The sequence below is a fragment of the Brachybacterium sp. Z12 genome (assembly GCF_014400405.1).
GTDB lineage: Bacteria > Actinomycetota > Actinomycetes > Actinomycetales > Dermabacteraceae > Brachybacterium.
In genome coordinates this window covers 2,042,490-2,068,732 of the sequence record NZ_CP060496.1, presented here as the reverse complement: position 1 = coordinate 2,068,732, position 26,243 = coordinate 2,042,490, and the positions used below count along the sequence as shown (strand labels likewise).

22 protein-coding genes, 3 tRNA genes and 6 pseudogenes are annotated in these 26,243 nt (G+C 70.0%); 23 read left to right on the top strand and 8 right to left on the bottom strand.

All coding sequences use genetic code 11. The features are described from left to right. Positions 1 to 432 precede the first annotated feature (432 nt). Both H3H54_RS10990 and H3H54_RS10985 read right to left on the bottom strand, forming a co-directional pair. Positions 433 to 2,994 carry an RNA helicase gene (locus H3H54_RS10990; RefSeq protein ID WP_262423925.1) on the bottom strand — a complete coding sequence of 854 codons (2,562 nt, stop codon included), beginning with the start codon at positions 2,992 to 2,994 and terminating at the stop codon, positions 433 to 435. A 71-nt stretch (positions 2,995 to 3,065) separates the two neighbouring features. Continuing rightward, a pseudogene (locus H3H54_RS10985) lies at positions 3,066 to 4,005 on the bottom strand (3-methyladenine DNA glycosylase). 95 nt (positions 4,006 to 4,100) lie between these two features. Between H3H54_RS10985 and H3H54_RS19620 the strand changes: the two are divergent. Next, positions 4,101 to 4,720, top strand: a pseudogene (locus H3H54_RS19620) (DUF2199 domain-containing protein). A gap of 51 nt (positions 4,721 to 4,771) precedes the next feature. Here H3H54_RS19620 and H3H54_RS10970 read toward each other — a convergent pair. Both H3H54_RS10970 and H3H54_RS10965 read right to left on the bottom strand, forming a co-directional pair. Beyond that, positions 4,772 to 5,844 (bottom strand): annotated as a pseudogene (locus H3H54_RS10970) (LLM class flavin-dependent oxidoreductase). Between the two features lie 78 nt (positions 5,845 to 5,922). After that, positions 5,923 to 6,447: a PH domain-containing protein gene (locus tag H3H54_RS10965; protein WP_262423922.1), complete on the bottom strand. Its 525-nt coding sequence runs from the start codon at positions 6,445 to 6,447 to the stop codon at positions 5,923 to 5,925. A 79-nt stretch (positions 6,448 to 6,526) separates the two neighbouring features. Between H3H54_RS10965 and H3H54_RS10960 the strand changes: the two genes are divergently transcribed. The 6 genes and pseudogenes from H3H54_RS10960 to H3H54_RS10935 all read left to right on the top strand — a co-directional run bounded on the left by H3H54_RS10960 (position 6,527) and on the right by H3H54_RS10935 (position 10,366). Further along, positions 6,527 to 7,303: a fumarylacetoacetate hydrolase family protein gene (locus tag H3H54_RS10960; RefSeq protein ID WP_262423921.1), complete on the top strand. Its 777-nt coding sequence runs from the start codon at positions 6,527 to 6,529 to the stop codon at positions 7,301 to 7,303. A gap of 49 nt (positions 7,304 to 7,352) precedes the next feature. Next, positions 7,353 to 8,872, top strand: a pseudogene (gltX, locus tag H3H54_RS10955) (glutamate--tRNA ligase). Between the two features lie 182 nt (positions 8,873 to 9,054). Next, a tRNA-Gln gene (locus H3H54_RS10950) sits at positions 9,055 to 9,126 on the top strand. A 35-nt stretch (positions 9,127 to 9,161) separates the two neighbouring features. Next, a tRNA-Glu gene (locus tag H3H54_RS10945) sits at positions 9,162 to 9,234 on the top strand. 52 nt (positions 9,235 to 9,286) lie between these two features. Further along, positions 9,287 to 9,359: transfer RNA gene (locus H3H54_RS10940), tRNA-Glu, on the top strand. Between the two features lie 101 nt (positions 9,360 to 9,460). Next, complete coding sequence (locus H3H54_RS10935; protein ID WP_262423920.1) at positions 9,461 to 10,366, top strand: universal stress protein; 906 nt, start codon at positions 9,461 to 9,463, stop codon at positions 10,364 to 10,366. On the opposite strand, the gene H3H54_RS10930 is transcribed toward H3H54_RS10935, so the two are convergent. Beyond that, a complete protein-coding gene (locus tag H3H54_RS10930; RefSeq protein ID WP_262423919.1) occupies positions 10,285 to 11,019 on the bottom strand; it encodes an IclR family transcriptional regulator in 735 nt (244 codons plus the stop codon). The two genes, H3H54_RS10935 and H3H54_RS10930, sit on opposite strands and share 82 nt — an antisense overlap. Positions 11,020 to 11,160: 141 nt before the next feature. On the opposite strand from H3H54_RS10930, the gene leuC reads away from it, so the two are divergent. The 10 genes and pseudogenes from leuC (at position 11,161) to H3H54_RS10880 (ending at position 18,135) form a co-directional block, all read left to right on the top strand. Continuing rightward, on the top strand, positions 11,161 to 12,573 hold the full coding sequence (gene leuC, locus H3H54_RS10925; RefSeq protein WP_262423918.1) for a 3-isopropylmalate dehydratase large subunit: 1,413 nt from the start codon (positions 11,161 to 11,163) through the stop codon (positions 12,571 to 12,573). A gap of 32 nt (positions 12,574 to 12,605) precedes the next feature. Then, entirely contained in the window at positions 12,606 to 13,220 is a 615-nt protein-coding gene (leuD, locus tag H3H54_RS10920; RefSeq protein WP_262423917.1) for a 3-isopropylmalate dehydratase small subunit, read from the top strand. 98 nt (positions 13,221 to 13,318) lie between these two features. Further along, positions 13,319 to 14,641, top strand: coding sequence for a UDP-N-acetylglucosamine 1-carboxyvinyltransferase (murA, locus tag H3H54_RS10915; RefSeq protein ID WP_262423916.1), 1,323 nt, complete (start codon positions 13,319 to 13,321; stop codon positions 14,639 to 14,641). Continuing rightward, positions 14,638 to 14,934, top strand: a complete 297-nt coding sequence (locus tag H3H54_RS10910) for a hypothetical protein (RefSeq protein ID WP_262423915.1) — start codon at positions 14,638 to 14,640, stop codon at positions 14,932 to 14,934. The genes murA and H3H54_RS10910 overlap by 4 nt, the downstream gene beginning before the upstream one ends. After that, on the top strand, positions 14,903 to 15,205 hold the full coding sequence (locus H3H54_RS10905) for a hypothetical protein (protein WP_262423914.1): 303 nt from the start codon (positions 14,903 to 14,905) through the stop codon (positions 15,203 to 15,205). The genes H3H54_RS10910 and H3H54_RS10905 overlap by 32 nt, the downstream gene beginning before the upstream one ends. Further along, on the top strand, positions 15,205 to 15,591 hold the full coding sequence (locus H3H54_RS10900; protein WP_262423913.1) for a 1-acyl-sn-glycerol-3-phosphate acyltransferase: 387 nt from the start codon (positions 15,205 to 15,207) through the stop codon (positions 15,589 to 15,591). Before H3H54_RS10905 ends, H3H54_RS10900 begins: the two co-directional genes overlap by 1 nt. A 2-nt stretch (positions 15,592 to 15,593) precedes the next feature. After that, a complete protein-coding gene (locus H3H54_RS10895; RefSeq protein WP_262423912.1) occupies positions 15,594 to 16,004 on the top strand; it encodes a 1-acyl-sn-glycerol-3-phosphate acyltransferase in 411 nt (136 codons plus the stop codon). Beyond that, positions 16,001 to 16,998: pseudogene (locus tag H3H54_RS10890) on the top strand (NAD(P)H-dependent glycerol-3-phosphate dehydrogenase). Before H3H54_RS10895 ends, H3H54_RS10890 begins: the two are co-directional and overlap by 4 nt. A gap of 23 nt (positions 16,999 to 17,021) precedes the next feature. Next, positions 17,022 to 17,303 (top strand): hypothetical protein, encoded by a 282-nt coding sequence (locus tag H3H54_RS10885; RefSeq protein ID WP_262423911.1) that lies wholly within the window; start codon positions 17,022 to 17,024, stop codon positions 17,301 to 17,303. A 7-nt stretch (positions 17,304 to 17,310) separates the two neighbouring features. After that, the gene (locus H3H54_RS10880; RefSeq protein WP_262423910.1) at positions 17,311 to 18,135 is read left to right on the top strand and encodes a D-alanine--D-alanine ligase family protein; all 825 of its coding nucleotides are present in this window, start codon (positions 17,311 to 17,313) and stop codon (positions 18,133 to 18,135) included. Positions 18,136 to 18,138: 3 nt separating this feature from the next. Here the strand turns inward: H3H54_RS10880 and H3H54_RS10875 are convergent, their stop codons facing one another. Next, the gene (locus H3H54_RS10875; protein WP_262423909.1) at positions 18,139 to 18,636 is read right to left on the bottom strand and encodes a DUF3515 domain-containing protein; all 498 of its coding nucleotides are present in this window, start codon (positions 18,634 to 18,636) and stop codon (positions 18,139 to 18,141) included. 152 nt (positions 18,637 to 18,788) lie between these two features. Between H3H54_RS10875 and thiL the strand changes: the two genes are divergently transcribed. From thiL to H3H54_RS10855, 4 genes are all read left to right on the top strand, one after another. Continuing rightward, a complete protein-coding gene (gene thiL, locus H3H54_RS10870) occupies positions 18,789 to 19,697 on the top strand; it encodes a thiamine-phosphate kinase (RefSeq protein WP_262423908.1) in 909 nt (302 codons plus the stop codon). Positions 19,698 to 19,761: 64 nt separating this feature from the next. Next, the gene (locus H3H54_RS10865) at positions 19,762 to 20,838 is read left to right on the top strand and encodes an NAD(P)-dependent alcohol dehydrogenase (RefSeq protein WP_262423907.1); all 1,077 of its coding nucleotides are present in this window, start codon (positions 19,762 to 19,764) and stop codon (positions 20,836 to 20,838) included. Positions 20,839 to 20,977: 139 nt separating this feature from the next. Beyond that, positions 20,978 to 21,502: a GNAT family N-acetyltransferase gene (locus H3H54_RS10860; RefSeq protein WP_262423906.1), complete on the top strand. Its 525-nt coding sequence runs from the start codon at positions 20,978 to 20,980 to the stop codon at positions 21,500 to 21,502. Next, positions 21,463 to 21,792 (top strand): hypothetical protein, encoded by a 330-nt coding sequence (locus H3H54_RS10855; protein WP_262423905.1) that lies wholly within the window; start codon positions 21,463 to 21,465, stop codon positions 21,790 to 21,792. Before H3H54_RS10860 ends, H3H54_RS10855 begins: the two co-directional genes overlap by 40 nt. A 3-nt stretch (positions 21,793 to 21,795) precedes the next feature. On the opposite strand, the gene H3H54_RS10850 is transcribed toward H3H54_RS10855, so the two are convergent. Together H3H54_RS10850 and rpmB are read right to left on the bottom strand one after the other, a co-directional pair. Further along, positions 21,796 to 22,539, bottom strand: a complete 744-nt coding sequence (locus H3H54_RS10850) for a peptidase E (protein WP_262423904.1) — start codon at positions 22,537 to 22,539, stop codon at positions 21,796 to 21,798. A gap of 150 nt (positions 22,540 to 22,689) precedes the next feature. Then, positions 22,690 to 22,887 carry a 50S ribosomal protein L28 gene (gene rpmB, locus H3H54_RS10845; protein WP_087485416.1) on the bottom strand — a complete coding sequence of 66 codons (198 nt, stop codon included), beginning with the start codon at positions 22,885 to 22,887 and terminating at the stop codon, positions 22,690 to 22,692. 263 nt (positions 22,888 to 23,150) lie between these two features. Here rpmB and H3H54_RS10840 point away from each other — a divergent pair, with 263 nt between their 5' ends. Both H3H54_RS10840 and rsmD read left to right on the top strand, forming a co-directional pair. Next, positions 23,151 to 25,364 (top strand): ATP-dependent DNA helicase RecG, encoded by a 2,214-nt coding sequence (locus H3H54_RS10840; protein WP_262423903.1) that lies wholly within the window; start codon positions 23,151 to 23,153, stop codon positions 25,362 to 25,364. Next, positions 25,255 to 25,919, top strand: a pseudogene (rsmD, locus tag H3H54_RS10835) (16S rRNA (guanine(966)-N(2))-methyltransferase RsmD). The gene H3H54_RS10840 and the pseudogene rsmD overlap by 110 nt, the downstream one beginning before the upstream one ends. The last annotated feature ends 324 nt before the right edge of the window (positions 25,920 to 26,243 follow it).

Below are 26,243 nucleotides of genomic sequence, written 5' to 3'. Positions count from 1 at the left end.
GCACCTTGTGATTGCCCTCACGCCGGGTATTCTGGGCATAGCGGACTTCCCCCAAAGCCGTCCAGCTTCCTTCGAGAGGACCAGAATGATGAGATCTGACATGGAGGGGACTCACGTGGCGCCCCGAGCGCGCCGCTGGATGGCCCGGGGGCTCGGCTCGCAGGAGGCGCCGCTCTCGGGATCGCGCTCGGAGTCGCCGGCGCCGGCGCCGCCTCCGCCGTCGAGGTGAACCCGTGGAAGGTCACCACCCCGCAGGTGGAGGTGAACCCGTGGGTCGAGGTCAATCCGTGGGTCGAGGTGAACCCCTGGGTCGAGGTCAATCCCTGGTGACCCCTCGCTGACGTGCTGCGCCGCGCTCGCCGCGCGGGCGCGCAGCAGGAGGCCGGTGCCCCGATGGGGCGCCGGCCTCCGTGCTGCTGTCCAGGAACTCCCTCAGGGGCGGGAGGCGTGGTCGCCGACGTGGGTGATAGCGAGCACCGGCTCGCCCGCCTCATCGGTCGCCTCGAGGTCCAGCTCCGCTTCGATCGCCCAGTCATGGTTGCGCTCCGGGTCTTCGATCACCTGCCGGATCCGCCAGATCTTCGACTCCTCGGTGATCTGCAGCAGCTGCGGCGAGCGCGCGGCGCCGTCGATGCCGACGTCGTCGTAGGAGTCGTAGTACTCGTCCATCGCCGCCGCCCAGCGCGGGCGATCCCAGCCGGAGGCGCCGTCGAGCTCTCCCAGGCGCGCCTCCCGCTCGAAGGCGAAGTGCTCGATCCGCTGCCACATGGCGGCGCGCACCATGGTGCGCAGCACCTTCGTCTGCGAGGAGAGCCCGCGCGGGGTCGTGGGGCGGATCTCGGAGGCGCCGTCGGGATCGGCATCCTCCGGATGGGTGAGCGCCTCCCACTCGTCCAGCAGGGACGAGTCGATGCCGCGCACCAGCACCCCGAGCCATTCGATGAGGTCGTCGAGATCCTCGGTGCGCAGATCCTGCGGGATCGTGCGCCGCATCGCCTGATAGGCGTCGGAGAGATAGCGCAGCACGATGCCCTCGGAGCGCTGCAGGCCGTAGCGCTGCACGAACTCGCTGAAGGTCTGCCCGGTCTCGTAGATCTCGCGGACCACGGACTTGGGGGAGAGGTCATCGGTGCGCACCCAGGGGCGGGAGCGCGCGTAGATCTCGAGCGCGGCCTCCAGATCCTCCTGCAGCGGCTTGGGCCAGGTCACCTCGTCCAGCAGCGCCATCCGCTCGGTGTACTCGACTCCGTCGGCCTTGAGCTCAGCCAGCAGCTCGCCCTTGGCGGAGTTCTGCTGGGCGAGGAGGATCTGGCGCGGGTCCTCGAGGACCGCCTCGATGATCGAGACGGTGTCGAGGGTGAGGGACTCCGACTCCTCGTCGAGGGAGTCGATCATCGCGATCGCGAAGGGCGCCAGCGGCTGGTTCATGGTGAAGTCCAGCTGCAGGTCCTCGACCAGGGCGAAGCGCCGGCCGAGATGGTCAGGGGCATCGAGGATCTCGATGATCTCCGACTCCTTGAGGCCACGGAAGATCTCCACGGCGTCCTTGACCAGCTTCAGCTTCTGCGCCGTCGTCTGATGGCTCGTCATGATCAGGTGGCGGCCGGAGGCGATCGCATCGCCTGGGCGCGAGATCAGCGCCAGGAGCATGCCGGCGGTGATCTTCAGGTGCGGGCGCAGCGGCTCGGGAGCATTCTCGACCAGCTTGGTCAGGTTCGTCTCCGACCAGCTGATCGCGCCCTCCGGGATGCGGGGCTTGGGCTCCTTCTTCCGCTTCTTGGCGCTGTGGGGCGTCTTCCCCGTCTCCTCGCGCGCTCGCTGCTTGGCCCGTTCCTTCTCGAACTCGATGGTCCACGTCGGGGCCTGCACCACGACGTGCCCGATGGTGTCGTAGCCCGCGCGGCCGGCGCGGCCGGCGATCTGGTGGAACTCGCGAGCGTTCAGCAGCCGCATCCGCTTGCCGTCGAACTTCGCGAGCCCGGTCAGCAGCACGGTGCGGATCGGCACGTTGATGCCGACTCCGAGGGTGTCGGTGCCGCAGATGATCTTCAGCAGCCCGGACTGGGCGAGCTTCTCGACCAGTCGCCGATACTTGGGCAGCATCCCGGCGTGGTGCACGCCGATGCCCTCGCGCACCAGGCGGGAGAGGATCTGCCCGAAGCCCTTGGAGAAGCGGAAGTCTCCGATGATCTCGCGGATCTGCGTCTTCTCCTCGCCGGTGAGGATCTTCTGGCCCTGAAGGGCCTGTGCCTGCTCGAGGGCGTCCTTCTGCGTGAAGTGGACGATGTACACGGGCGCATCCCGGTCCTGGAGGATCGTCTCGATCGTCTCCGGCAGTGGGGTGAGCGACCAGCGGAAGTCGAGCGGCACCGGGCGCGGCGCATCGGCGATGACCGTGGTGTCCCGGTCCGTGCGCTCGGTGAGGTCGTCGACGAAGCGGGTCACATCCCCGAGGGTCGCGCTCATCAGCACGAACTGGCAGTGGGGCAGCTCCACCAGCGGCACCTGCCAGGCCCAGCCGCGCTGCGGGTCGCCGTAGTAGTGGAACTCGTCCATCACCGCCAGGCCCACACCGCTGCCGGGCCCGTCGCGCAGCGCGTGGTTGGCGAAGATCTCAGCGGTGCACACGATGATCGGGGCGTCGTGGTTGACGGCCGAATCGCCTGTCATCATGCCCACGTTCTCGGCACCGAACTGGGCGACGAGGTCGAAGAACTTCTCGCTCACCAGCGCCTTGATCGGGGCGGTGTAGTACGAGCGCTGGCCGCGGGCCATCGCGGCGAAGATCGCGGCATAGGCGATGGTGGTCTTGCCCGAGCCGGTGGGGGTCGCGGCGATGACGTGGTCACCGGCGGCGATCGCCAGCAGCGCCTCCTCCTGGTGCGGGTAGAGGGTGCGGCCCACGGTCTCCTGGGCCTCGATGAACCCGTCGACGATCGCGTCCTGTCCGGCGTCGGTGGAGCTCTCGGGCAGGAACGGCATCAGGATCGACATGTGCCCAGTCTGCCAGGGTGGTCAGACGCCGTCGGACTCCGGGCGGAGATCACGCCGGCGGATCCTCCCATTCACTGCGGGAACGGGGCGAGGACGGCCAGCAGCCGTTGCCGGAGCGCATCGGCCTGCTCGGCCAGCCCGCGCTGTCGCCGCACATACTCCGCCTTGCCCGCAGGGGTCTCGATCGCGACCGCGCCGTAACCCAGCGGGCGCACGTCGTACGGGCTCGCCTCCATGTCCAGCACCCGGGTCGCGCGGGCATGCTCGAAGCAGTCCAGCACCAGATCTGAGGGCACCAGCGGCGTCAGCTTCATCGCCCACTTGTACAGATCCATCCCCACGTGGAGGCAGGCCGGGTTGTCGTTCTCGACCTGCGTGGCGCGAGTGGGCTCTGACGCATTGCGCGGTGCGGCCGACGGGGTGAAGAAGCGGAAGGCGTCGATGTGCGAGCAGATCAGCTTCTCCCGCTCCACCACCTCGTCGGTCTCCGCCGGGGTCAGGCGCAGCGGCAGGTCCTCATGGCGCTGACCACCCTCGGGCACCCGATGCACCATCGCCCACTCGTGGAGGCCGAAGCACCCGAACTCGGGCCGGCGTCGGGCGAGTGAGGACGCCGAGAGCAGCCGCGTCATGAAGCCCAGCGCATCGCCGCGCTCGGCGAGATAGCGCTCGACATCGGCGCGCCTCACCGGACGGGGGCCGGGGAGTCGCGGTACCAGGAGCGGTGCCCGGCCTCATCGACGTCGGGGATCGAGGGCTCGCCGTCCCCACCGAGATCCGCGGCGAGCTCGTACGCGATCTCCCATCCCGGGTGCCAGCGGCGCAGCTTGGCGGGGAGAAGGGGTAGTAGGTGAACAGGAAATCCTCGACAGGGTGCTTCTCGCCCCGACTCTTCCGCTCCCGATGCGCGGCGGTGAGAGCATCGGCCCGCTCCTCGTGCGCACGACGGGCCGAAGCGGCGTCGTCCGCCGAGAGCACACGAACCGCTGCGGTCTGGGGCGGGTCGGCCACGGGTCCTCCTGGTGGGGGCGAGATCTCGACCGGCCCATCCTACGAGGCCGACTGTTCCTCCCCATCTCCACTTCGTCCACAACGACGCGACGGCCATGGCCCCGGGCCGATCGGCGTTCCTACCGTGTTCCACATCTCCGGGCATGGTGCCGCGGAGGGAAGGAGCGACCGGGATGCCGGACATCGACTACGACTGCACCAGCTGCGGCCGGCGCCACGACGGCGGCGACGGCACCGAGGCCAATCCCTGGCCCCTGATCGACTTCGCGCGGCCCGAGGCGCTGCTGCAGATGAACCGCTGGGAGCAGCTGACGCGCTCCCGCTCCACCGAGGAGCTGTGCCTGATCGACAACGGCAGCTCGGTCGACTGCTTCCTGAGGGGGTTCCTGTCGCTCCCCGTGCAGGGGAGGAGGCGCTGCTGATCTTCGCGCCGTGGGTGAAGGTGAGCGAGGACGACTATCTGGACCTGGTCGAGCAGTGGGAGCACCCGAGATTCCGCGGGGAGTACCGGGGGACGCTGGCCAATCTCCTTCCGGGGCATGAGGATTCCCTGTCGGTGCCCGTGCAGGTGAGCGCGCCGGGCCGGCTGCCGCCCGTGATCGTGCCGGACGAGTCGTCGGGGCACCCGCTGGCGGTGGAGGAGCGTTTGGGCATCAGCCGAGAGGAGGCCGAACTCCGCCTCCGCTCGATGCTGCTGGAGGATGCGGAGCTCTGATGTGACTCGCGAACTCGCCCCGGCCGACCGCGGGGCCGGGGACGTGCGAGCTCAGTCCTCGTCGAAAACGGAGGCCTCCGGCGGCTGCGCCGCGAGCAGCTCGCGCACGCGCGGGATGACCTCGGTGCCATACAGCCGGATCGACTCCATCAGCTGCTCGTGCGGCATCGGGCCGCTGGAGTACTTCAGATCGAAGCGGTCCACGCCGAGGGAGCTGATCGTCGTCGCGATCTTTCGCGCCACCGTCTCGGGCGAGCCCGCATACAGAGCACCGTGCTGCATCTCGCCGTCGAACTCCGCGATGCCTGAGGGGCCCCAGCCGCGCTCGCGGCCGATCTCATTGCGGTTGTGGATCCAGTGCGGGGCCAGCTGCTCGCGGGCGGTGGCGTCATCGGCGGCGATGTGCCCGGGGAGTGCACCCCGACGGGCAGGCGGCCGTTGCCGAGCTTCTCGTTCGCCTCGTGGAAGAGCTGCACGTACGGAGCGAAGCGCTGTGCCGGGCCGCCGATGATCGCGAGCATCAGCGGGAGACCGTGGCGGGCAGCTCGCACCACCGAGTTGGGGCTGCCTCCTACAGCGACCCAGGTGGGCAGCGTCCGCTCGAGCGGCGGATAGAGGGACTGCTCCTTCAGCGGGGGCCGGGTGGCCCCGGTCCACGTGATCGGCTCGCCGGTGATCGCCGCGGCGAGCAGGTCCAGCTTCTCCTCGAACAGGGTCTCGTAGTCCTGCATCGCGAAGCCGAACAGGGGGAACGACTCGGTGAAGGAGCCGCGACCCACCGTGAGCTCGGCGCGACCCGTCGAGAGGGCATCCAGGGTCGAGAAGCGCTCGACCACCCGCAGCGGGTCGTCGGAGCTCAGCACGATCACCGCAGTGCCGAGCGTGATCCGCTCGGTGCGGGAGGCGAGCGCAGCCAGCACCACGTCGGGCGCGCTCACGGCGAAGTCGGGGCGGTGGTGTTCACCGATCGAGAAGTGGTCGATGCCCACCTGGTCTGCCAGCTCTCCCTGGGCGACGACGTCCCGCAGCACCTGCGAGGCGGGCACCGGGTCGCCCTGGGCATCGACGGTGACATCCCCGAAGGTGTCGAGGCCGAAGGTGATGGACTGCGGATCGATGCTCAATGACTCTCCCGAACTTTACGATTGAACAATAAACAATACTGTGTCGAGGGTCAGAGAGCCAGGGGTGAGCGAGGAGAGTCAGAGGGCGCCGTGCAGCCAGCTCCGGTGCGTCTCGATCGCGGCGCGGGCAGGACGCGCCGCGTGCATCAGATCAGGTCCGTGGTCGTACAGGGATTCCCCGCGGTACAGGGTGCTGTGCGAGTTCGTCAGCGCGCTCTTCAACCGCCGACCATCCCGGGTGACGATCACGACTCCTCCGCGGTTGAACCAGTACCGGTCGATCTCGACCACCCTCACCTCCGGCCACTCGACGCGCCGGGTGGAGAAGTGACCGCGCAGCTCCACTCCCCGGGAGGTCACGGTGAAGGCAGGGCGCAGGATCAGCAGGAGCATCCCGCCGACGAGCACGAGCGGCACGAGCGGTGCCGCGGCGAGGAGGAGCATCGGACGCTCCGGGGCCAGCAGGGCCAGCGCCGTCCAGCCCAGCAGGGGGACGATGAGGATCAGCAGGAGCACGGCGACGATCACCTTGTACAGGGTCGAGGGCCCGGCCCGATAGATGAGCCTCGGCCCGCTGTGCGGTTCCGCTCCGGGTGCGTTCACGGAGGGCCTCCTCGCGGTCGACTGCTGGTGGCGCTGATCGTATCGGGAGGCGACGGAGCGACCGCCTAGACTGACAGGCATGCGCATCGCTCGATTCACCACCGGCGAAGATCCCATGTACGGCATCGTCCAGGAGAAGGACGGCCAGGACATGGTCTACGGAATCACCGGTGATCCCCTGTACACAGAGATCCGACCGAACGGCACCATCGTGCCGCTGGAGGACGTGCGCCTGCTGGCCCCCGTCATCCCCCGCTCGAAGGTGGTGTGCGTCGGCAAGAACTATGCCGCCCACGCCGCGGAGATGGGGGATGAGGTTCCCGAGCAGGCCCTGTTCTTCCTCAAGCCCAACACCGCAGTGGTGGGCCCCGGCGATCCCGTCGTCCTGCCCACCTACAGCGAGGAGGTCAGCCTCGAGGCTGAGCTCGCCGTGGTGATGAAGCGGATGGCCAAGGACATCACGCCGGAGCAGGTGGCTGACCACGTGTTCGGCTACACCTGTGCGAACGACCTCACCGCCCGGGACGCCCAGCGCGCGGAGAACCAGTGGTTCCGTGCCAAGGCCTTCGATACCTCGTGCCCCATCGGCCCCTGGATCGAGACGGATCTCGATCCTGCCTCGCTGGCCATCTCCAGCAGCGTCGACGGCGAGGTCGCCCAGCAGGGCACGACCGCGGACATGGTCCGCTCCGTCGCCGAGCTGATCGCCGAGATCTCCTCCGTCGTCACCCTCCTGCCCGGGGACCTGGTGCTCACCGGCACGCCCGCCGGGGTGCGCGCCGTCCCCGCTGGCGCCACGGTCGACATCACCATCGAGGGCATCGGCACCCTGTCCAACCCGATCGTGCGCCGCTGAACAGCGCGCCGACGAACATTCACCCCGACATCTCACAGGAGTCCCTCGCGTGACCACCGCTCCCGCATCACCCGCCACCCCGACTGATGAGGTGCGGGTGCGCTTCTGCCCCAGCCCCACCGGCACGCCGCACGTCGGCATGGTGCGCACCGCCCTGTTCAACTGGGCTCATGCCCGCCACCACGGCGGCAAGCTCATCTTCCGCATCGAGGACACCGACGCCGCCCGTGACAGCGAGGAGTCGTACCACCAGCTGCTGGACGCCATGCGCTGGCTCGGCATCGACTGGGACGAGGGCGTCGAGGTGGGAGGGCCTGATGGTCCCTATCGCCAGTCGGAGCGCGGCGAGATCTATCAGGGCGTCATCGCGAAGCTGAAGGACGCCGGGCACATCTACGAGTCCTACTCCACCGCCGAGGAGACGGTCGAGCGCCACCGCGCCGCAGGCCGCGACCCGCAGCTCGGGTACGACGGCTACGACCGCGACCTCACCCAGGAGCAGAAGGACGCCTTCCGCGCCGAGGGCCGTGAGCCCACCTGGCGCCTGCGGATGCCCGAGGAGGACATCTCCTTCACCGACATGGTGCGCGGCGAGATCACCTTCAAGGCCGGCACCACCCCGGACTTCGTGGTCGTGCGGGCCAACGGTCAGCCGCTCTACACGCTGGTCAACCCCGTCGACGACGCGCTGATGCGGATCACCCACGTGCTGCGCGGCGAGGACATCCTCTCCTCCACGCCCCGCCAGATCGCGCTGTACCGCGCACTGATCGATGTGGGCGTCGCCGAGCAGGTGCCCGAGTTCGGTCACCTGCCGTACGTCATGGGCGACGGCAACAAGAAGCTCTCAAGCGGGACCCGGAGTCGAACCTGTTCCTCTACCGCGATCAGGGCTTCACTCCGGAGGGGATGGTCAACTACCTGTCCCTGCTGGGCTGGGGCTACAGCGCCGACGAGGACATCTTCAGCCGTGAGCAGCTGATCGAGCGCTTCGATGCGGGCGATGTGAACCCGAACCCGGCGCGCGTGGACCTCAAGAAGGCCACCGCCATCAACGCCGACCACATCCGGCTGCTGCCCGAGGCCGAGCTCTCCGAGCGCCTGATCCCCTACCTCCAGACCGGCGGGATCCTCGGCGAGGAGATCACCGAGGCGCAGCGCGCCCTGGTCTCCGCAGCGACCCCGCTGGTCCAGACCCGGATGAACCTGCTCGGGGAGGCGCCCGAGCTGATGGGCTTCCTGTTCATCGCCGATGAGGACCTGGTGGTGCAGGAGGATGCGCTGAAGAAGCTCGGCGACGATCCGGTCGCCGTGCTCGACCGCGCGATCTCCGAGATCGAGTCCGTCCCCGAGGAGTCCTTCGCCGCCGCCGCACTCGAGGAGGCCCTCCGGGCCGCGATCATCGAGGAGATGGGCATCAAGCCGCGCCTCGCCTTCGGGCCGCTGCGCAGCGCGATCTCCGGGCGCCGGGTCTCGCCGCCGCTGTTCGAGTCCATGGAGCTGCTGGGCAAGCCCTCGAGCCTCGCGCGGCTGCGGTCCCTGCGCGAGCGTCTGGCCACCGCGGCCTGAGCTGGGTGAGCGCTGTGAGGCAAGGTGCCGAGCCTCACAGCGCTCAGGGGCCTTCTCGCTTTGTGCTCCGCCGAAGAAGCCGGTAGAGTCTTACCTCGGTACGGCATGCAGAACAGTTCGGAAAGTCCACGGAATCCACCGGGGAACGGAACGGGAAAGACTGCAGAAAGTGCTTCTGGCCATGGGGTATGGTGTAATTGGCAACACAACGGTTTCTGGTACCGTCATTCTAGGTTCGAGTCCTGGTACCCCAGCGCTGCGCGTCAGTTTCGACTGACGCTTGGCTCGCGCCCCGTTCGTCTAGCGGCCTAGGACGCCGCCCTCTCACGGCGGTAACACCGGTTCAAATCCGGTACGGGGTACGACGCGTGATCCACGGATCGCGCTCGAGTGAGGCCTGCGGGTCTCGCGTCCGCCCCGTTCGTCTAGAGGCCTAGGACGCCGCCCTCTCACGGCGGTAACACCGGTTCAAATCCGGTACGGGGTACGAGCAGGAGTCGGCATCTTCGGATGTCGGCTCCTTCGTCGTTTCCGGGGTCTTCCGCCAGATCCCGGACCGTGACGGCTTCTTCGGAGTATCGTCGTGACATGACGCACAGCACTTCTCCGCGAATCACGGTCGGTGTGTTCGATGCCGACGAATCCGATCAGGCGGTCCGCTGGGCCGCCCAACACGCCGCCGCAGTCGGCGGCACCCTCCATCTCGTCCACGCCTTCGTCTGGACCGAGCTGGATGTCAACATCGACCCGATCTCCGGCATGGCCGGCTCAGGCTTCCGCAATGCCGCCCACAGCCTGATCCAGGACGCCGTCGCGATCATCCGCGAGGCGCACCGGGACCTTCCGGTGACCTCGGAGATCGTCGACGGAAATGCAGTGCCCGTGCTGGTCGAGGCGAGCTCCGAGGCGGACCTGCTCGTGCTCGGCGGTCGCGGGATGGGCCGCCTGATGACCCTCATCGTCGGCTCCAAGAGCCTCGCGCTGGCTGCCCGCTCGCACTGCCCGGTGGTGGTGGTCCGCGGCGATGTCGAGGGGCGCGGACCGATCGGGCTCGTGCACCACGAGATCGCCACCGAGGCGGCGATCCGCGCGGCGGACCTCGCCGAGGCCTACGGAAGGGACATCCACCTGATCGTCCGTCCGGAGACCACTCCGGAGCAGGCGCAGGAGATCCTCGCCGGCACCGCGCAGCGGATCGCGCTGACCCATCCGGCGGTCTTCGTGCGGGACGTGACGATCGCCGCCTCCGACAGTCCGCGCGAACTGGTGCAGGCGAGCGAGGACGCCTGCCTCATGGTGGTCGCGGGGGAGCGGTCGGCGGGGGCGGGGGCAAGGTCGGCGCTCCCCGGCAGCTGGTCAACGTGCTGCGCTTCGCGAACACCCCGGTCTGGATCGAACGCGACTGACCGAGGTCAGGAGCCGGCGCGGCGCAGCAGCTCGGTGAGATGGTTCGCCGAGCTCATCACGGACGCGGCATGCAGGCGCCCCGGCTGACGGGTGATGCGTTCGATGGGTCCGGAGATGCTCAGGGCAGCGACCACCCGGCCGTTGGGGCCGCGCACCGGAGCCGAGACGGAGCCCACGCCGGGCTCGCGCTCACCGATCGACTGCGCCCAGCCCCGCCGGCGCACAGCTGAGAGCTGGGTGGCGGTGAAGCGGGCACCGAGGAGTCCGCGGTGGAGACGATCCGGCTCCTCCCAGGCCAGCAGGATCTGAGCAGCGGAACCCGCCCGCATGGTCAGCGCCGAGCCCAGCGGCACCGAGTCCCGCAGGCCGATCGGCCGCTCCGCGGCGGCCACGCAGATGCGGTGATCGCCCTGGCGGCGGTAGAGCTGGGCCGATTCCCCGGTGTGATCTCGCAGGGCGGCGAGGACGGGTCCTGCCGAGGCGAGCAGGCGGTCCTCGCCGGCGGCGGCGGCCAGTTCGCCCAGCCGCGGGCCCAGGATGAAGCGGCCCTGCATGTCGCGGGCGACCAGATGGTGATATTCGAGCGCCACCGCCAGGCGGTGGGCGGTGGGCCGGGCCAGGCCGGTCGACTGCACGAGCTGGGCGAGGGTCGCGGGGCCTGCTTCGAGGGCGCCGAGCACGATCGCCGCCTTGTCGAGCACGCCGACGCCGCTGCCGTTCTCCTCCGAGGTCTTGTCCATGCTCCGATACTGCCGTCTTATTTGGTGAGACGCAAGTGCGTGCATCGTGGACCCGCCCACCATGGAGATCTGCGCTCGCACCACGAGTGCATCTCAGCATTCAGGAACGCGCCCGCATCCCGGGCGCAGGGAAGGATCGACATGGCGGGGACCCTCGCGGAGAAGGTCTGGGCGGATCACGTGGTCCGTCGAGGAGAGAACGGCGAACCGGACCTGCTGTACATCGATCTCCAGCTCCTCCATGAGGTGACCAGTCCGCAGGCCTTCGACGGCCTCCGCCAGGAGGGGCGCCTCCCGCGCCGCATCGACCAGACGATCGCGACCGAGGACCACAACACCCCCACGATCGACATCGACAAGCCGATCGCGGACATCACCTCGCGCACCCAGATCGACACCCTGCGCCGCAACGCCGAGGAGTTCGGCGTGCGCATCCATTCCCTCGGGGACAAGGACCAGGGCATCGTCCACGTCGTCGGCCCGCAGCTGGGCCTGACCATGCCGGGCATCACCGTGGTGTGCGGCGACTCGCACACCTCGACCCATGGCGCCTTCGGTGCGCTCGCCTTCGGGATCGGCACCAGCGAGGTCGAGCACGTCCTCGCCACCCAGACCCTGCCGCTGACCCCCTTCAAGACCATGGCGATCACGGTCACCGGGACTCTGAAGCCCGGCGTCACCGCGAAGGACGTCATCCTCGCGGTGATCGCGAAGATCGGCACCGGCGGCGGCGCGGGCTTCGTGCTCGAGTACCGCGGCGAGGCGATCCGCAGCCTCTCCATGGAGGGGCGGATGACCATCTGCAACATGTCCATCGAGGCCGGTGCCCGGGCGGGCATGATCGCCCCGGACGAGACCACCTTCGAGTACGTCAAGGGCCGCCCCCACGCCCCGCAGGGCCAGGACTGGGAAGACGCCGTCGAGTACTGGAAGACGTTGCGCACCGACGACGACGCGACCTTCGACTCCGAGGTGTTCATCGACGCCGACGAGCTCGAGCCCTTCGTCACCTGGGGCACGAACCCCGGACAGGGCCTGCCCCTGTCCGCCTCCGTCCCCGCCCCCGAGGACTTCACCGACGACAGCGCCCGCAATGCGGCAGAGCGTGCACTGGAGTACATGGACCTCGTCCCCGGCACCCCGCTGAAAGACATCAAGGTCGACACCATCTTCATGGGCTCGTGCACCAACGGTCGCATCGAGGACCTGCGCGCTTTCGCCTCCGTGCTCGAGGGGCACACCAAGCACCCGGACGTGCGCGTGCTGGTGGTCCCCGGTTCGGCGCGGGTGCGCCTGCAGGCCGAGCAGGAAGGGCTGGACAGCATCTTCCTCGGCTTCGGTGCCGAGTGGCGCCAGGCCGGCTGCTCGATGTGCCTGGGCATGAACCCGGATCAGCTGGCGCCCGGCGAACGCGCGGCCTCCACGTCGAACCGCAACTTCGAGGGCCGGCAGGGCAAGGGCGGGCGCACCCACCTGGTCTCGCCCGTGGTCGCCGCCGCCACCGCCGTGCGCGGCACCCTGTCCTCCCCGTCGGATCTGCAGCCGGTCGCCTGAGCGCCGCTGCCCCAGAACTCAGGAGCACCACCATGGAAGCTTTCACCACCCATACCGGCATCGGCGTCCCGCTGCGCCGCAGCAACGTCGACACCGACCAGATCATCCCCGCCGTCTACCTCAAGCGGGTCACCAAGACCGGCTTCGACGACGGCCTGTTCAACGCCTGGCGCACGAACGATCCCGAGTTCGTGCTGAACCAGCCCGCCTACGCAAAGGGTTCGGTGCTGGTGGCCGGTCACGATTTCGGCACCGGCTCCTCCCGCGAGCACGCCGTCTGGGCCCTGCGCGACTACGGCTTCAAGGCTGTGCTCTCCTCCCGCTTCGCGGAGATCTTCCGCGGCAATGCCGGCAAGCAGGGCCTGGTCGCCGGGATCCTGTCGCAGGACGACCTCGAGCAGCTGTGGAAGATCCTCGAGGAGAACCCCGGCACCGAGGTGACCGTGGACCTGGAGAACCGTCAGGCGCATGCGGGCGACGCGACCTTCCGCTTCGAGGTCGACGACTACACGCGCTGGCGGCTGATGGAGGGCCTGGACGATATCGGCCTCACCATGCGCCACGAGCAGGCCATCACCGATTTCGAGGCGACGCGTCCCTCCTGGATGCCGAAGACCCTCCCGGCGCGCACCGCCGACTCGCTCTGACGGTGCCGGGATCCCGGGCCCCCGAGCAGACTGCTCCGGTATGGTGACCCGGTCAGAGACGGGCGTCAGCGACGTCCGACCGTCGAGGCAAGGACACCATGAGTTCGACATTCCATGTGCGCGGAGGACGCCCTCTCGACGGTGAGATCACCGTCCGCGGGGCGAAGAACCTGGTCTCTAAGGCAATGGTCGCCGCCCTGCTGGGCGAGGACCCGAGCGTGCTGCGCTCGGTCCCGGACATCTCCGACGTGCGGATCGTCTCGAACCTGCTGTCGATCCACGGCGTGAAGATCGAGCACGACGTCGCCGGGGGCACGCTGCGGCTGGACCCCTCGAACGTCGAGAGCGCGCACGTCGTCGACATCGACGCCCATGCGGGCAGCTCGCGGATCCCGATCCTGTTCTGCGGCCCGCTGCTGCATCGGCTGGGCGAAGCGATCATCCCCGACCTGGGCGGATGCCGGATCGGGGACCGCCCGATCAACTACCACCTCGATGTGCTGCGCAGCTTCGGCGCCACCGTGGACAAGCGCGAGATGGGCATCTACATCACCGCGCCGAACGGACTGCGCGGCACCAAGATCCATCTCGAGTACCCGAGCGTCGGCGCGACCGAGCAGGTGCTGCTGACTGCAGTGCGGGCGAAGGGCGTCACCGAGCTGACGAACGCCGCCGTCGAGCCGGAGATCGAGGACCTGATCGCGGTGCTGCAGAAGATGGGCGCGCTCATCTCCCTGCAGACGGACCGCACCATCACCATCGAAGGCGTCGATCGGCTCGGCGGCTACGAGCACACCGCGCTGACCGACCGCATCGAGGCGGGGTCCTGGGCCTGCGCCGCGCTGGTCACCAAGGGCTCCGTCTTCGTGCGCGGCGCTCAGCAGAAGCCGATGGCGACCTTCCTGAACGTCTTCCGCAGGGTCGGTGGAGGGATGGAGATCCGCGAGGACGGCATCCGCTTCTTCCATCCCGGAACCCCGCTGAAGGCGATCGCGCTGGAAACCGACGTCCACCCCGGCTTCATGACCGACTGGCAGCAGCCGCTGGTGGTCGCCCTGACCCAGGCCGACGGCATCTCGATCCTCCATGAGACGGTCTACGAGAACCGGCTCGGCTTCACCTCTGCGCTGGGCGACATGGGCGCCCGGATCCAGGTGTACCGGGAGTGCCTGGGCGGCTCGAGCTGCCGCTTTGGCCGCTCCAACTACAACCACTCCGCAGTAGTCTCCGGGCCCAATGCGCTGCACGGCGCGGACATCACCGTCCCGGACCTGCGCGGAGGCTTCTCGTATCTGATCGCGGCCCTGGGCGCCGAAGGGGTCTCCACCATCCGCGGCATCGATCTGATCGATCGCGGGTACGAGTCCTTCCGCGACAAGCTCGGGGCCCTCGGCGCCGAGTTCTGGGAGGAATCCCGATGACTGCCGACGGCCTGTCCGGTGAGCCGGTGGCCGGGGCGGCAGGGTCGCTCGCGCTGCGCGACATCCCGATCCCGGACTACTGCGATGTGGTGATCGTGCCCACCGCAGGGGTCGACGAGCAGGACCCGCGGGTCTGGGCCGACGCGATCTTCTCGCACGAGAACACCCCGCTGACATCACGGGGCTGCGTGCGCTGCGCGACGAGGCGATCCGCCTGTTCGACATGGTGCCGCCCCCGAGAAGGAGTTCGTCGCGGACGAGGTGCTCGGCTCCGAGGCGCTGATCATCGATGACGACGAGAAGCTGACCGTGCGCATCGGCGTCGCGCTCCTGCCGGGCGGAGAGCTGCTGCAGGTCACCACCGCCGTGAAGTACCGTTCGGTGCGCGGCCGCCTGGCCTTCGCGCCGCGGCGCCTGATGCATGCCGCAGCGGTGAACACCCTGGCCCGCCGGGCACCCACCACGCTGCGCCGCCGTGCGCTCGCGAGGAACCCGGCCGCAGCCTCGCTGACCGGCCAGGTCTCGCGGAAGGCGCTCGGCCGAGGCTCCTCGGCAGGACGCTGATGTCCCTGCTGCGCAGCTGGGACATCGGCACCGCGCGCATCCCTCCGCGACGTGCCGGAGCGATCATCTTCCTCGCCCAGCTCCCGCTGCGTCCGCTGATCACACTGCTGTCCAGGCCGCGCTGGCGCGGCACCGAGCATCTGCCGCAGGCCGGCCCGATGATCGCCTGCGGGAACCATCTGAGCGCTTTCGACCCCTTCGCGTACGGGCACCTCCTGCAGGCGGGCGGCATCGCCCCGCGCTTCCTGGCCAAGGACGTCCTCTTTCGCATCCCCTTGCTGGGCATCCTGCTGCGCGCCGCGCGGCAGATCCCGGTGCGCCGCGGCACCTCCCGCAGCTCAGATGCGCTGGCCGACGCGCGCGCGCCCTCGAGCGAGGCGAGCTGATCATGCTCTTCCCCGAGGGCACGTACACCCGGGACCGCGAGCTGTGGCCTATGCAGGCTCGGACAGGCGCCGCCCGGCTCGCCCTCGAGACCGGAGCGCCGCTGTTGCCGATCGCGACCTGGGGAGGGCGTGCGCTGTGGCCCGTCGGCTCCCCGGTGCCGCGGCCCGGCCCCGGCCGGCGCGTGCAGATGCTGGTCGGCGAGCCGTTCACGGTCTCCATGCTGGACGGGGAGACGATGCACGAGGCGGCGCTGCGCGTTACCGGGGAGCTGATGGTGAGGATCACCGGGCTGCTCGGCGAGCTGCGCGGCCAACAGCCGCCCACGGCCCTGCACGACGGCCGTACGGACACGCACCGTCCCGAGGTGGGCAGGCCCCAGCCGGGATACCGAGCCTGGAAGCAGATCTCATGAGCCCCACCACCCGTCTCGCAGTTCTCGGCGCCGGCAGCTGGGGCACCACCTTCGCGCAGGTCCTCGCCGACGGCGGCGCCGAGGTGACGCTCTGGGCGCGCCGCGAGGAGGTCGCCCACGAGATCCGCCAGGAGCACCGCAACAGCACCTACCTCGGCGAGCATCCGCTGCCCGAGAGCATCCGCGCCACCTCCCACGTGCAGGAGGCGCTCGAGGGCGTCGACGGACTGGTGGTCGCGATCCCTGCACAGGCGATGCGCGCGACGCTCGAATCGTGGCCCGCCCTGCCCGCAGTCCCGGTGCTGTCGCTGACCAAGGGCATCGAGCGCGGCACCGATGCCCGCATCAGCGAGATCCTGACCCAGGCCGGCGGCGCCGCTCCGGAGCTCGTCGGCGTGCTCTCGGGCCCGAACCTCTCGGCGGAGATCCTCGAGCGCAGACCCTGCGCGAGCGTGGTCGCCGCCCCTCGCAGGAGCTGGCGGACACGATGGCCACCTGGAGCGAGGCGCCCTACCTGCGCACCTACACCTCGACCGATGTGATCGGGGTCGAGGTCGCGGGGGCTGTGAAGAATGTCATCGCGATCGCAGTGGGCGCGGCGGTCGGCCTCGGACACGGCCACAACACCACCGCCTCCCTGATCACCCGCGGCCTGGCGGAGATCACCCGGCTCGGCGTGGCGCTCGGCGGCCGGCGCGAGACCTTCTCCGGGCTCGCCGGCATGGGGGACCTCGTGGCCACCTGCTCCTCGCCGCTGAGCCGCAACCACCGCCTGGGCCTCGCCCTGGGCAAGGGCCTGGACGTCACTGCGGCCGCCGCTGAGGTGGGCCAGACCGCGGAGGGCGTCGCGACCGCCCGTGCCGTGGCGGAGCTCGCCACCCACCTGGGCGTGGACATGCCGATCACTCGCGCCGTGGTGGCGGTCGTGGACCATGGCGCTCGCATCGAAGAGGTCACCTCGGCCCTGCTGGCGCGCTCGGTGCGCCCGGAGTGAGCATCAGTGAATATCCTGGGCTCATGAGAACCACCGTCGCCCTCCTGTTCGGCGGCCGCAGCGGGGAGCACGGCATCTCGTGCGTGACCGCCGGCGGCATCCTGGCCGCGATCGATCGCGAGCGCTTCGACGTGATCGCCATCGGCATCACCCGCGAGGGCCGCTGGATCCACGTCTCCGATGACCCCAGCGACTGGACCCTCGTCGACGGCGGCGCCCCGAGGTGGACCCCGCCGGGAACGAGGTGCTGCTGCCCGGCTCCCGCCACCGCCCGGGGAGCGGATCACGCTGCGCACCCTCCGTGAGGGCGCAGTGCACGATCTCGCCGACATCGACGTGATCTGGCCGTTGCTGCACGGCGCCTACGGCGAGGACGGCACCGTCCAGGGCATGCTCGAGATGCTCGACATCCCCTACGTGGGCAGCGGCGTTCTCGCCTCGGCCGCCGCGATGGACAAGGCGGCGGCCAAGCTCGCGCTGCGCGCCGCCGGCCTCGAGTGCGCTCCCGGCATCGTGGTCCATGAGGACCGCTGGGCGGCGGAGTCCCACCGGGTCCTGGCGCATCTGCGCAAGAACCACCCTCTGCCCTGGTTCGTCAAGCCTGCCCGCGCCGGCTCGAGCCTCGGCGTGACACGCGTGACGGACCCCTCCCAGCTCGAGTCCGCGATGAAGGATGCCTTCGTCGAGGATCCGAAGGTGCTCGTGGAGGAGGGGCTGGATGCCCGCGAGGTCGAGTGCGGTGTGCTGCAGGGCCGCGACGGTCAGGAGCCGGGCACCACGCTGCCCGGTGAGGTGAAGCTCGGGGACGACCTCGAGTTCTACGACTACGAGGCGAAGTACTTCGGCAAGGGCACGGTCAGCATCGATGTGCCCGTCGCCCTGCCTGATCCGCTGCTCGAGGAGATCCGCGAGACCGCCTCCCGCGCCTTCATCGCGCTCGGGCTGGAGGGACTGGCACGGGTGGACATGTTCGTCACCCGCGATCAGCGGGTGCTGATCAACGAGGTCAACACGATGCCGGGCTTCACCCCGTACTCGATGTTCCCGGTGCTCTGGGAGAACATGGGCCTGAGCTACACCGAGCTCATCGCCGAGCTGATCGACCGCGCTCGCACCCGTCGCCTCGGCCCTCGCTGAGGGCTACTCGGAGCCCTCGTCACCCGGGCCCACGCAGTGGGCGGTCGCCTCGATGCTCCGGCTGACCACCTGGGAGAGGTCCAGCGCAGCACCCGAGGGCTGGTCCGGCGCGGCCGAGCGCGGCACGGTCACATCGATCGCGGGCTCGCGACCGTAGGTGGTGTAGAGGAACACGCCGTCCTCGAGCTCGCGCACGATCCAGTCGACCTCCACCCCGTTGGCGTCGGCAAGGCGGGTGCACATGTCCGTGGTGGGCCCGGGCGGGGTCACTCCGCAGCGCATCACCACGGTGTCCTCGCCGCCGCCCCACGCGGCGGTGCCCTGGCTGGACGTCTCCTGGCGCTCCAGGCCCAGCACCTCGGGCGGAGCGCCGAGGATGACATCGGCGCACACGGGATGCGCCGCCTCGGGCCCGGCAGGCACCTGGACGGTGCCGCAGGAGACCAGACCCAGGGCCATCAGACCGGCGGCGGGGAGGGCGAGCAGACGGGATCGGAGCACGTCACGAGCCTACCGGTCGTGCACACTGGGGGCATGGCAGGCGACGTTCCCCACAGCTCCATCCCTCGCGGCGAGGCCGCGCTCCTGGCCCGCATGCTCCCGCACCTGCGGCTCGGTGCCGAGGTGGAGCTGGGCCCGGGGACGACGCCGCCGTGGTGCGCCTGCCCTCCCCGCGCCTGGTGGTCACCACCGATTCACTGGTCGAGGGCCACGACTTCCTCCGTCATGTCACCACCGCACGCTGGATCGGTCACAAGGCGGCGGTCCAGAATCTCGCCGACGTCGCCGCGATGGGAGCGAGGCCGCTTGCGCTGGTGGTCGCGATCTCCGCCCCTGCCGACACCCCCGCAGCCGTGTTCGAGGAGCTCACGATCGGGCTCACCGCACGCGCCGAGGCCGACGGCGCGAGCATCGTCGGCGGCGACCTCGGGCGCGCCGATCAGCTGATGGTCACCGTCACGGCCATGGGCACCCTCCCCGAGGAGCAGCGGGCCATCACCCGCTCCGGCGCCCTGCCGGGCGACGTCCTCGCCATCGGTGCTCCCCGCCTGGGCCGCTCCGCCGCCGGACTCGCGCTCGTGCTCGGGCGGCGGGCCCTGCTCAAGACAGCCGACAGCGGACGCCCCACCCTCATGCTCAGCGGCATCCAGGACCCCTCGGCCGCGGAGCATGTGCGCTGGCATGACGCCCCGGATCCCGATCTCTCGCTGGGCTGGACCGGCGGCCGCGCCGCCCACGCCATGATGGACCTCTCCGACGGCCTGGTCCGTGACGGCGGGCGACTGGCCCGTGCCTCCGGCGTCACCATCGACCTGGACCGCGGTGCGCTCGCGTCCGACGTCGCGCAGCTCGCCGGACTCGCGGCGGAGCTCGGCGCCGACCCCTGGGAATGGGTGCTCCACGGCGGGGAGGAGCACGCGATGCTCGCGACCTTCGCAACAGAGGAGCTGCCGCCGGGGTTCCGGGCGATCGGCCGCGTCCTGCCCCCCGCACCGCAGGGGCCGGGCGTGCTGCTGGGCGGCGTGCCCATCGAGGGCGAGGGCTTCGACCACTTCGCCTGAGCGCGGCTAGGCTGTCGGATGGCGCTCTCTGCGCCCCCGAGACCGACCCGCCGGAGGAATGTTCATGCCGATCACCGTGAAGGCCCTGCAGAAGACCGGCCACGACCAGCCGTTCCGCGTCACCACTATCGAGCGCCGCGACCCGCGCGCCGATGACGTGGTCATCGACATCAGAGCCGCCGGGATCTGCCACAGCGACATCCACACCATCCGCAACGAGTGGGGCGAGGCCAGCTTCCCGCTGACCGTCGGCCACGAGATCGCGGGCGTCGTCTCCGCTGTCGGCGAGGACGTCACCGGCTGGAAGGTCGGGGACCGCGTGGGCGTTGGCTGCATGGTCAACTCCTGCGGCACCTGCGAGGAGTGTCGCGCCGATCAGGAGCAGAACTGCCTGGAGGGCAATGTCGGCACCTACAACGCGAAGGACGTCGACGGCACCGTCACCCAGGGCGGCTACGCCGAGAAGGTCGTGGTGAACGAGCGCTTCGTGTGCCGCGTCCCTGACGAGATGGCCTTCGAGGCCGCAGCCCCGCTGCTGTGCGCCGGGATCACCACCTACGCCCCGCTGCGCCGCTGGGGCGCCGGCGAGCAGGTCGCCGGCCGGGCCAAGCGGGTCGCAGTGCTGGGACTGGGCGGGCTCGGCCACATGGGTGTGCAGCTCGCCGCAGCCATGGGCGCCGAGGTCACGGTGCTCTCGCGCTCCCTGAAGAAGGAGCAGGACGCCCTCGCGCTCGGCGCGCAGCGCGTCCTCGCCACCACCGACGAGAACTTCTTCCGCGACCACAGCGGCGAATTCGACCTGATCCTGAACACCATCAGCGCCGACATCCCGGTGGACCGCTACCTGCGGCTGCTCACGCCTCGCGGTGTGATGGCGGTCGTGGGACTGCCTCCCGCGAAGCAGCCCGTCGGCTTCGGCTCCCTGATCGGTGGCAACAAGGTGCTTGCCGGCTCCAACATCGGCGGCATCGCCGAGACCCAGGAGATGCTCGACTTCTGCGCCGAGCACGGCCTCGCCGCGAAGATCGAGGTGATCGGGGTCCAGGACGCCGACGCCGCCTACGATCGCGTGGTCGCCGGTGACGTTCACTTCCGCGCCGTGATCGACACCTCGACCTTCGCGGACGTCGCGGCGGAGTGAACGACGGCGGGGTGGACGACGGGGAGCGGGCGGCGCGGCGCGGCGGTTCCGCCCCGTCACGCCGTCCGACGTCGACCGCGACGGCCACCGCTTCGAGTGGCTGAAGCCCGACGGCTGGCGCGAGGGCTTCCGTGCCCTGGTGCTCGAGATCGACGATCCCGGGGCCGGCCGCCCGCTTGTGATCGGCGTGGGACGTATCGGCCCGAACATCGTCCATCCGCAACAGGATCTGGTCGAGATCGAGATCGACCCCGCGCACCGGCGCCAGGGCCACGGCACAGCGCTTCTCCGCGAACTCGGTACGCACAGCGATAAACCGCTGTCCAGCAAGGTGGTCCCCGGCTCCGAGCGGGACGCCTTCCTGCGTGCCCACGGCGCCGTGACCTACCTCGACGTGCCCTTGCTGCGCGTCGACGTGGCCGCGGACCGCACCGCCCGCTGGTGCGCTGCGGTCCGCGAGAGCCACGACGGCGCCGCGCGAGCTGTCCCATGGAACGATCTGCCCCGCGAACAGCTCGTCGACGCCCTCACCGACCGCTACACCTGGCAGCACGCGAGCTGGTCACCGACCGCTCCGCGGAGATCCTCCGCCCCGAGGCGGGGGAGGGGTTCTACGAGGGGTCCGTGCACGAGCACTCCTGGGCCGTGGTCCGCGACGGCGTGATCACCGCGCTCGCAGACCTCTACGACGAGCCGGTCGGCGCGCGCCGCGAAGGCTGTCTCGAGGCCGTCGATGCCGCCGCCCCGCACGCCCGGGCCGACGTCGCCCTCTGCCTGGCTGCGATGCTCGAGGACCTGCACGGGCTGAGCGTGGAGTCACTCGACCTCGACAACCATCCCACCGACCCGCACGCCGCCCCGCTGCTGGTCACCCTGCGCCGCACCGAGGTGGACCCGGTGCAGCTGGTAGAGATCCCGAACGGCCTCACCGCGCAGCTGCGCGACGTGCCCTGAGGGTCAGCGCAGCCGCCGCACGGGCAGATCGGTCTCCACTGCGGCGCCGTCGGCCCCGCGTTCGATCCGGGTGACCCGCGCCCCGTCGATCTCCGCGACCGCCTCGACCAGCTCATCACCGCGGAACAGCAGGCCCGTGCCGTCGTCGGTGCACAGCGCAGGGCCCAGCGTGCCTGCGGCGACCAGCTCGCGCAGCAGCGGCCGTCGGCGGTCCTCGGAGTCCATGTGCACGCCGTTGGTGCCAGGCAGGAAGCCCAGGCCGTTCGTCACCGGTTGCAGATCAGGGCCGAAGGAGTCGGTGACCCCGCCCTCGAACCAGCAGATCGACCCTGCGGAGATCCCGGCCAGCACCACTCCGTCCTGCCAGAGCCGGTGCAGGATCTCGGGCAGACCATGCGCACGCCACACCGCGAGCAGGTTCACCACCGAGCCGCCGTTCACCCACAGCACGTCGTATCCGCGCAGGTAGCCCTCGGTGTCCTCGACGTTCGGCTGCGCGAACAGGCTCAGGTGGTGCAGGACGTATCCCGCCTCCCGTGCAGCCTCCTCCATGTCGCGCTGGAAGCTCTTGTCGTCACCGCTGGCGGTGCCGATGTTGCAGATCCGCGGTGGCCCGTCCGCGAGGGGCCCCTGCTCCCGGGCGAGCTCGATCGCGAAGGCCATCATCGGACCGAAGCCGAAGCGCAGCCGGGGGTGCGGACGGTAACCGGCGCTGGTGGCCAGGATGGTGGGTGCTGACGCGGGCATGAGGTCTCCTCGGGCGTTGCTTCCGGCGTCCGGGCAGGATATCCAGGCGCGCGGAGGAGCATGCCTGCCTCGAGGCGCCGGCCCCGGGATGCACGAAAGCCCCCACCCCGAAGGGTGAGGGCTCACGCGGATGAATCTATGCGGTCTCGCTCAGGCACCGAGCGTGCTGACCTTGCCTGCCTTGAGGCAGGAGGTGCACACGTTCACGCGCTTGCTGGTGCCGTTGATCACAGTGCGGACGGACTGGATGTTCGGGTTCCAGCGACGCGAGGTGCGGCGGTGCGAGTGAGACACGGCCTTGCCGAAGCTAGGGCTCTTGGCGCAGATGTCACACGTGGAAGCAGCCACTGTCGTCTCCTGGTACGTCGATGTTCTGATCGCGGTGCCCGCTCCACCCCCGCGCCGGAACGGCGGGGTCGGTGACCTGGGTGAGCACGGAGGTGCGAGCCCCCGGCGGTCAGGGCAACCACGGAATCATAGCTCAGAAGCTGGCGGGCAAGAAGTGGAGGACCGTTCTCCCCTTGTGGACTCCGTCACGGCACTGCTGGACAGTGGCACGATAGGGCCTCGCACGCTGCACTGTACGGGACCGACGACGAGGAGCTGCCCACATGGCCAGGAGGCAGGAGTCCGCGCGCGGCTCGATGCCGCTGTCGGAGCTGTTGATCTCGAAGGAGTCCAAGGCCATGGCGTCCTTCGGGGTGCGGGACCTGGACACCATGATGCGATTCGCGCCGCGCCGCTACGTCGTCCCCGCCCCTCTGCGATCCCTGCATGAGGTCAACGAGGGCGAGGAGGTCAGCGCCGTCGTCTCGGTGGTCTCGCTGCGCGACCGCGCGATGCGCAGCCGCCGCGGCTTCATCCTCGAGGTGATCGTCTCCGACGGCATCGAGGACATGCCCCTGACCTTCTTCCTCACCAAGCCGCACCAGGTCCAGTGGCACCGCGGCAGGCTCCCCATCGGCGCCCACATCGTGATCCACGGCACCGTCGGCCGCAACGACTACCGCGGCGAGCTGCAGATCGCCCACCCCACTTACGAGCCCTACGAGGACACCGACGAGGGCCGCATCCAGGCACAGCGCCCGCGGCCGGTGTACCCGCTGCGCCAGAACATCGCGCAGTCCACGATGCGCTCCGCCACCGAGAAGGGGCTCGAGTTCGCCGACTCCCTCTCGCGCCCCGTGCCCGACGAGACTCTGCTCAGGCGCGGCCTGCCCCTGCTGCCCGAGGCCTCCCGCCTCATCCACACCCCACTCACCCTCGAGGACACCCAGCGCGGCATGGCGCACCTGCGCTACGAGGAGGCCTTCGTGCTGCAGGCGATCTTCGCCCAGCGTCGGGCCCAGGACGAACGCACCCCGGCACCGGTCCTCGCTGCCGAGGGGCCGCTCCAGGGGCTGTTCGACGAGCGCCTCCCCTTCACCCTCACGGACGGCCAGCGCGAGATCGGCGAGAAGATCACCGAGCGCATCGGCAACGGCCACCCCACCAGCGCGCTGCTGCAGGGGGATGTCGGCTCCGGCAAGACCGTCGTCGCCCTGCGGGCCATGCTGCGCGCCGTGGACTCCGGGCACCAGGCCGCGTTGCTCGCCCCCACCGAGGTCCTCGCAGAGCAGCACCACCGCACCCTCACCAGCCTGCTGGGCGAGCTCGCGCGCGCCGGCCAGCTCGACGCCCACCCCGACGCCACGCGCGTCCGCCTGCTCACCGGCTCCCAGCGCACCGCCGGCCGCCGCGAGACCCTGCTCGACATCACCTCCGGCCAGGCCGGGATCGTGGTGGGCACCCACGCCCTGCTCACCGAGAACGTGGAGTTCGCCTCGCTGGGACTGGTGGTGATCGACGAGCAGCACCGCTTCGGGGTCGACCACCGCCGACGCCTGCGCACCAAGGGCCCCGCCGGGCAGAGCCCCCACGTGATCGTGATGACAGCGACCCCGATCCCGCGCACCGCAGCCCTCGCGACCGTCGGCGACCTCGACGTGCTCACCCTGCGCGAGAGCCCCGGGCAGCGAGCCGGGGTCACCAGCTTCGTGGTCCACGAGAAGCTCCCGAAGTGGGAGCAGCGGATGTGGGCACGAGCCGCCGAGGAGATCGCGGCCGGGCGCCAGGTGTTCGTGGTCTGCGCCCGCATCGACGAGGACGAGGCGGACGCCCCGGCCCCGCCCGTGCTCGACGAGAATGGCAAAGAGCAGCCGCCCGCGCTCGACCCCGCCCGGGGCGTCACCCAGACGGCCGCACGGCTCGCCGCCCGCCCCGAGCTCGATGGTGCGCGCCTGGGCATCCTCCATGGCCGCCTCTCTGGAGAGGAGAAGCAGGAGATCATGGGGCAGATGGCACGCGGGGAGATCGACCTGCTGGTCTCCACCACCGTGATCGAGGTGGGGGTCGACGTCCCCAACGCCTCGACCATGATCGTGCTGGATGCGGAACGGTTCGGAGTCTCCCAGCTGCACCAGCTGCGCGGCCGCGTGGGGCGCGGCGAGCACGCCGGCATCGCCTTCTTCGACACCTCCGCCAGGCCGGGCCTGGAGCACTCCCAGCACCTCGAGGCCATCGCCGGGGCGACCGACGGCTTCGACCTCGCCGAACTCGACCTGCGCCGCCGCGGCGCCGGCGACCTGGTGGGGGAGGAGCAGTCCGGGCTGCAGCGCACGCTCAAGCATCTCGACGTGATGCGCGATGCCCGCGCCATCGAGCAGGCCCGCGAGGATGCCTTCGCCGTGGTCGCCGCAGATCCCGAGCTCACCGCTCACCCCGCTCTCGCCGGCGCCATCGCGGACCGCCTGCGGGATGCCGACCCTGATGTGGAGAGGAGCTGACATGCCACGCATCGTCTCCGGCACCCTTGGCGGCCGGACCATCCCCGGACCACCCGGCAAGGGGACCCGGCCCACCTCGGACAAGGTCCGCGAGGCCCTGTTCAACCGCCTCGAGGGCTGGGACGCGCTCGTGGGTGCCCGCGTGCTCGACCTCTATGCCGGCACCGGGGGCTCGCCTTCGAGGCCCTCTCCCGCGGCGCCGAGCACGCCCTGCTGGTCGAGCTCCACGGCCCCACCGCCAAGCAGCTGCGTCGCACCGCGAGCGACCTCGGCCTCACGGACCGCGCCGAGATTCGGGCGGGGAGAGCCGCGACAATCGCCGCACAGCTCGCCGGGCACGGTGCCACCCTGGTCTTCCTCGATCCGCCCTACGACGTGACCACCGAGGCCCTCGAACAGCTCCTCCCCGCCCTGCGCCCCGCCCTCACGGACGACGCACTGGTAGTCATCGAACGCTCCTCACGCACGCCCGCTGTGACCTGGCCCGAGGGCTGGGCCGACGACGGCACCAAGGGCTACGGGGAGACCGTGCTGCAATTCGGCGGACCCGCCTGAGCCGGTCGCGCGAAGGTTGACGGGCGGCGAGATGGGCCGCCCGCCAGCATTGTCCACATTTCCCACGACGCGCTTGCACTGCTGAATTCAATGTGCATTGTGCGGGTTGCCCCTGTGGCCAGCGGATATATGAAACGTGACGAATGCAGGGCCGTGTGCGGCCCGGCGTCCGGATCGCCGCGGCGTGCAGGTGACCTGTCGGTATCCACATTCAGTGCATGAAATGTGGAAACCTCGACCTTTCCTCCACAGCTGCCGGTTATCCACAATTGCACGCACGATGCGTAAATTCGTTGCATCTTTCGAGCGTGCGTTCTAAACTGT

Bases quoted from the DNA above. Each gene is read 5' to 3' on its own strand.
- H3H54_RS10990 (WP_262423925.1), bottom strand. From the start codon at position 2,994: ATGTCGATCCTGATGCCGTTCCTGCCCGAGAGCTCCACCGACGCCGGA.
- H3H54_RS10960 (WP_262423921.1), top strand. From the start codon at position 6,527: ATGCGCATCGCTCGATTCACCACCGGCGAAGATCCCATGTACGGCATC.
- H3H54_RS10935 (WP_262423920.1), top strand. From the start codon at position 9,461: ATGACGCACAGCACTTCTCCGCGAATCACGGTCGGTGTGTTCGATGCC.
- H3H54_RS10930 (WP_262423919.1), bottom strand. From the start codon at position 11,019: ATGGACAAGACCTCGGAGGAGAACGGCAGCGGCGTCGGCGTGCTCGAC.
- leuC (WP_262423918.1), top strand. From the start codon at position 11,161: ATGGCGGGGACCCTCGCGGAGAAGGTCTGGGCGGATCACGTGGTCCGT.
- leuD (WP_262423917.1), top strand. From the start codon at position 12,606: ATGGAAGCTTTCACCACCCATACCGGCATCGGCGTCCCGCTGCGCCGC.
- murA (WP_262423916.1), top strand. From the start codon at position 13,319: ATGAGTTCGACATTCCATGTGCGCGGAGGACGCCCTCTCGACGGTGAG.
- H3H54_RS10910 (WP_262423915.1), top strand. From the start codon at position 14,638: ATGACTGCCGACGGCCTGTCCGGTGAGCCGGTGGCCGGGGCGGCAGGG.
- H3H54_RS10900 (WP_262423913.1), top strand. From the start codon at position 15,205: ATGTCCCTGCTGCGCAGCTGGGACATCGGCACCGCGCGCATCCCTCCG.
- H3H54_RS10895 (WP_262423912.1), top strand. From the start codon at position 15,594: ATGCTCTTCCCCGAGGGCACGTACACCCGGGACCGCGAGCTGTGGCCT.
- H3H54_RS10885 (WP_262423911.1), top strand. From the start codon at position 17,022: ATGAGAACCACCGTCGCCCTCCTGTTCGGCGGCCGCAGCGGGGAGCAC.
- H3H54_RS10865 (WP_262423907.1), top strand. From the start codon at position 19,762: ATGCCGATCACCGTGAAGGCCCTGCAGAAGACCGGCCACGACCAGCCG.
- H3H54_RS10850 (WP_262423904.1), bottom strand. From the start codon at position 22,539: ATGCCCGCGTCAGCACCCACCATCCTGGCCACCAGCGCCGGTTACCGT.
- H3H54_RS10840 (WP_262423903.1), top strand. From the start codon at position 23,151: ATGGCCAGGAGGCAGGAGTCCGCGCGCGGCTCGATGCCGCTGTCGGAG.